This is a genomic window from Streptomyces sp. MnatMP-M17 (genome assembly GCF_900091995.1).
Lineage (GTDB): Bacteria > Actinomycetota > Actinomycetes > Streptomycetales > Streptomycetaceae > Streptomyces.
Map to the genome: position 1 here is coordinate 1 of NZ_FMDK01000430.1, position 5251 is coordinate 5251.

General features: G+C 69.5%; 4 protein-coding genes. 2 read left to right on the top strand and 2 right to left on the bottom strand.

Annotated features, from left to right (window positions below):
- Both GA0115259_RS40410 and GA0115259_RS19605 read left to right on the top strand, forming a co-directional pair.
- The coding region (locus GA0115259_RS40410) for a hypothetical protein (protein WP_093598721.1) at window positions 1-1014 on the top strand (1014 nt) is incomplete at its 5' end.
- A 10-nt stretch (window positions 1015-1024) separates the two neighbouring features.
- Window positions 1025-3214, top strand: coding sequence for a tetratricopeptide repeat protein (locus GA0115259_RS19605; protein WP_093598724.1), 2190 nt, complete (start codon window positions 1025-1027; stop codon window positions 3212-3214).
- Window positions 3215-3307: 93 nt separating this feature from the next.
- Here the strand turns inward: GA0115259_RS19605 and phzG are convergent, their stop codons facing one another.
- On the bottom strand, window positions 3308-3952 hold the full coding sequence (gene phzG, locus GA0115259_RS19610; protein WP_093598727.1) for a phenazine biosynthesis FMN-dependent oxidase PhzG: 645 nt from the start codon (window positions 3950-3952) through the stop codon (window positions 3308-3310).
- Window positions 3953-4231: 279 nt separating this feature from the next.
- The gene (locus GA0115259_RS19615) at window positions 4232-4990 is read right to left on the bottom strand and encodes a 50S ribosomal protein L11 methyltransferase (RefSeq protein WP_093598730.1); all 759 of its coding nucleotides are present in this window, start codon (window positions 4988-4990) and stop codon (window positions 4232-4234) included.
- Window positions 4991-5251 lie beyond the last annotated feature (261 nt).

Consider the following 5251-nt stretch of genomic DNA (forward strand, 5'->3'; position numbering starts at 1 on the left):
ACGGGCCCGGCCGACACCGCCACGGGCTCCGCCGGCGCGCGGGCCTCCGACGCACGGGCCGGCGCGCGGGACTCCGACGCACAGGCCGACGAAGGGCCCGTACGCTGGCAGCGATTCGGGAAGGCCGTCTTCTCGCCGCCTGCCGCGGCCATGTACGCCCTGCTGGTCGCCGCCGCCGTCACCGCCTCCGTACTGCGCACGGATCTCGCGCCGCACTACCGGCACATTTTCTTCTCCGACTACTACACCGTCGTCGAACTCGGCCTGTTCGTCGGCCAGGTGCCGCTCATGCTGATCCACGAGGCGGCCCACGCGCTGGCCGGACGCCGCCTCGGTCTGCGTACCCGGCTGTCGATCGGACGCCGGCTGTACTTCGTCGTGCTGGAAACCTCGATGGACGGCCTGGTCATCGTCGAGCGCGGCAAGCGGTATCTGCCGATGCTGGCCGGTCTGGGCGCCGACGCCGTGGTCTGGGCGGTGCTGACCCTCATCGCCGCGGGCACCCGGGAGTCCGACGAAAGCTTCTCCGCTCTCGGCAGGGTCTGTCTCGCGCTCGCCTTCAGCACGATCCTGCGCATGGTCTGGCAGATGTACTTCTATCTGCGCACCGATGTCTACTACTTGGTGACCACGGTGCTGGGCTGCACCGATCTGCACGGCACCTCCGTACAGGTGATGAAGAACCGCTACCACCGGCTGCGCGGCAGGACGGAACGGCTCGTGGACGAGTCCGCCTTCGCGCCCGCCGACCGCAAGGCCGCCCAGTGGTACAGCTGGGTGATGCTCATCGGCTACGTGGTGATGCTCACCAGTGTGGTCGTGGCCGGACTGCCCACGGCGTACCGGTTCCTGACCGGTGTCTTCGGCCGGCTGACCGGTGACGCGGCAGCCGTCGAACTGGCCGACTCGGCCACGCTCGTGGCGCTCAACGTCCTCCAGTTCGGTGTCGTGGGCGTGCTGGCCGTACGGGCCCGACGGGCCCGGAAATCGACGCTCCGTCACATCAGCGAGTAGGAGAGCAGCCGTGTCAGACGAACCGCACCAGTGGATCCGCGCACGCCATCAGCACGACCGGCGACGGCTGCTCGCGGCCGGTGCCGAGGTGCCCGTACTCGCCGTACTCGACGCGCACCGGCGGCTGCGCGGGCCCTACTCGGCCGGCGGTGCCCTGCTGCGTACGGTCGTGCCCGAGGCGCTGCGGGACTGGCCCGAGCTCGTCGCCGCGCACGAGACGGAGATCCTCGCGCTCACACCGGAGCTGCGCGGTGTAGTGCCGGCCACCCGGGAGACGCTCACCTCGCTGGCCGTGCCGAAGGAGCGGACGCGCTTCTACTCCCGGCTGCGCACCGCACGGATCGCACACGGGCTGACGGAGTTCCTGCACGGCCATCTGCGCCGCCTCGGCGACGGTCCCCGGCTGCTCCTCGTGGACAATGTGCACGAGGCCGACCCGACCGACCAGGAACTGCTCGCCATCCTGCTGCGCCGGGCCGATCCCGGTCTGCTGCGGCTGCGGATCGCCACGGCGGCCGACGAGTTGAACACTCCGCCCGGCCCGCTCGTGGAGCCTCTCGGCCCGGCCCTGGAGCGCTACGCGCGTGTGATCACCGGCCGGGACACACCGCTGCCACAGCTGCCGCCGCTGCCCGCCGAGGAGCTCGCCGCCCGGTGGGTGGCCGGTGACTGCACCGGTGACGATCCACGGCCGCGCGCCGCCTATGAGGCTCTCGCTCCCGCCGACCGGGCCGCCCTGCACGACGCGCGCGCCGACGCCCTCACGGCCGCCGGTGAACCGTCGCTCGCGCTCGGGGCCGTGCCGTACCACCGCGAACACGGCCGGGATCCGTACGGCGCCGGCGCGGGCGCCCTGCGTACCGCCCTGGACATCTGTGTGGACCTGGGCTTCTACCATGCGACGGTGGACTTCGCCGAGCGGGGTCTGGCGCTGGTCGACGCCACCACGGCACGGAACGACTGGTGGGCGTTCACCACCAAGAAGACCACCTCCCTGGCCGCGCTCGGCCGGCCGGAGGAGGCGCTGGTGCTGTACGAGGGAGCGCGCGCGGCCACCGACAGTCCGATGGTCCATATGCAGGCCGCCTACGCCACCGCCATGATCCACACCCGGTATCTCCCTCGCGACGAGCAGGACCACTCGACGGCGCGGGCCTGGGCCAACGCCGCGATCGCCTTCGCTCAGGCGATCCCGGATCCCGGGGAGCGCGCCTTCCAGACCGTCTTCAACCGCAACGGGCTGGCCCTGGTCGCCGTCCACGAAGGCGAGTTGGAGGAGGCGCTGCGGCTGGTCAGCGAGGGCATCGTCTGGCTGGACCGGAGTCTGGGCGCCTCCGAGCACGCGCTGCACCGCTCGGTGCTCAAGCACAACCGCTCACAGGTCCTCATCGCGCTGGGCCGCTACGAGGAGGCCCTGACCGATCTCGATGAGGTGATCGCCGTCGACTCCAACCACCCGGAATACCACTTCGACCGCGGCAATCTGCTGCGCCGGCTGGACCGCCCGGCCGATGCCGTCGTCTGCTACGAGCGGGCGATGGCCCTGTCGCCGCCGTTTCCCGAGGTGGTGTACAACCGCGCCGACACACGGCTGGAGCTCGGCGACATACCGGGCGCGCTGGCGGACTTCGGCTATGCCGTCGAACTCGATCCCGGCCGGGTGGACGCGTATGTGAACCGGGCGAGCCTGCGGTACGCGACGGACGATCTGGCCGGCGCGGGCCAGGACATCGGCGCCGGTCTCGAACTCGAACCGGACAACGCGCCTCTCCTCTGTCTGCGCGGTCAACTGCTCGCGGCCTCGGACGCGGACGCCGCCCATACGGCACTGAGCGGCCTGGTCGCCGCCCGTCCCGACTACGCTCCGGCCTGGGCGGCCCGGGCGACGGTCTCCTACGAGCGTGGCGAACTCATCGACGCGATCGAGGACTTCGGCCGGTCGCTGGCTCTTGAGGACACGGCTGATGTCAGATTCAACCGTGGACTCGCGTATCTGGAGGCGGGCGATCCCGACAAGGCGCTGGCCGATCTGTCGGCGGCGTTCGAGGCCACCGGCGATCCCGAGGCCCAACTCCACCTCGGCGTCTGCCTGCTGAAGCTGGACCGCCCGGCGGAGGCCAGGGCGGCCTTGCACCGCTGTGTCGAGGAGGATCCGGACCTCGCGGCCCGGGTCGAGGCGCTGGACGTCCGTCACGGCTGAGCGGATGGCGCACAGTGATGGCGCGGGAGTGCCCTTCCGGCACTCGCCCGCGCCGTCACCGTACGGCGCTCCCGCGCCCGTCGCTCAGGTCGCTCAGGGCTGGAGACGCCGGACGGTCCATCCTTCGCCCTCGCCCGTGCGCTCGTAGCGCAGCCGCTGATGCAGTCGGTCCTCGCCGTTGGCCCAGAACTCTACGGTGTCGAACCGCAGCAGATACACGGCATAGCCGTGCGGGCGCGGCAGTACGCCGCCGATCGCGGCGAGACGGTCGATCTCGGCCCGCATGGCCTCGATGTCGACCAGTTCCTCGCTCTGGCGGGACACCACCGACGCGGGATGAGTGAACACCGGGCGGCTCAGCCATTTCTCCTCGGCCCGCTCGGTCCCGAGGAGCTCCACCGCGCCGCTGACCACCACCTGCTGGCTCGTCTCACGCCAGTACAAGGTGCCCGAGGCCCACGGGTTCTCGCTGATCTCTCGGCCCTTCTGGCTGCCGAGATGGGTCGCGAAGACGATGCCCTCGTCCGTGATCTCGTTGACCGCGACGATCCTGCTCGACGGCCGGCCACGCTTGTCGGCGGTGGCCAGGGCCAGCGCCGCGGGTTCGCGTACGCCGACCTGTACGGCGGTGTCGTACCAGCGCCGGAAGAGCCCGGACGGTCCGGACGGCGGGTTGTCGTACTCCGGGAACGGGAGCTCGATCGATCCGGTGAGCGTTTCCGATCTGCCTCTGGTCATGGTGGCCTCCGCGGAGAGTGAAGTGTCCGTACGGACAACGGAGTCGATGTCCGAGGAGATCAGACCAGGGCGGTGCCCCGCGCGAACAGAGCACCTGTCCAACAGCGCGCCTGTCCAACTGCTTTGCATACCACGACCGGTTCCCGCCCGGTCACCTCGGCGAGGAAGTGAAAGAGGTTATGCGTCAAAGAATCGTAATTGTCGATGATCAGAGCCCGCACGATGATTCCGTAGAGGGTGATGAGGAGGTCTCCGGGACGAATGACGGGAACGGTGGCGTCAATTCTTCATACAGACTTCGTAAAGTACGAGTTCAACCGTCTCGTCGCCCTCGGTCAAATGACTCCGCCGCACCGGACGCAGAGTCCGTCCGCATTCCTCGGCGAGCCGCCGCAGCAGACCGAGATCGCCGCGCTCGCTGAACTGGAGGAGCGCGGTGCCGCCCTCGGTCAGCAGACCAGGCGCCTCGGCCAGATAGCGGCGGTGCGCACGGTAGCCCGGATCGACATAGGCACGCTCGTGGTCGGCCTGGTACTCGTACTCGTCGGGCGCCAGGACGTAGTTGGAGTGCCAGTAAACGGTGTCGAAGCGCTCCCCGTCGCCGACCGCGTCGAAGAGGTCGCCGTGCAGCGATACGAGCCGGTCGGCGACGCCGTGCCGGTCGGCGTTCATGGCGGTGTTCCGTACGGCCTGGGCGTTGATGTCCGTGGCCACCACCCTCGGACAGCCGGCCAGCGCGGCGGAGACCGCGATGACGCCCGTACCGGCGCCGATCTCCAGGAACGTACCGTCCCCGCGGAACGCGAGGCCCGGGCCCGGGTCCGGGTCCCGGTCCGGGTCGGAGTCCGGGTCCCGTGTCTGCGGGAGTCCCAGCAGTTCCATGGCGACGGCGGTCGTGGGCGAGTGGACCGGAGCGAAGACACCGGCCAGCAGATCCCATTCACGGCCGGCCAGGACGAACACATCCGGCCTGTTCTCGTTCGCCTGAGATGCCCTGCTTCGAGCGAGCGAACTCGTATAACTCGCGATTTCTGTCATCCCCAGCCCTGGTAATCCCGCGGACTTCGCCCTCCGCGATGCCCAGCCGTGATCATTTCCGAGTGCCCTGGTGGCCGGAAGGTCGCCCCGCGACAGCAGCGGCCGGTCATATGGTGGTCGGAGCACCATGTCGAATCCCGTTCGGGAACGCGCGGCTTGACCCGGGTAAATCACATAACTAAAGTCCGGCTGATGATCTTGGGGCCTAGGGTCTTTCGTTTGGATCTGGCCGGATCAGGGAGCGGGGTCTGGTGCCGTGGA

What these genes read in the sequence shown, in the direction of transcription:
- GA0115259_RS19615 (WP_093598730.1), bottom strand. Translation starts at nt 4,990, where the DNA reads ATGACAGAAATCGCGAGTTATACGAGTTCGCTCGCTCGAAGCAGGGCA.
- phzG (WP_093598727.1), bottom strand. Translation starts at nt 3,952, where the DNA reads ATGACCAGAGGCAGATCGGAAACGCTCACCGGATCGATCGAGCTCCCG.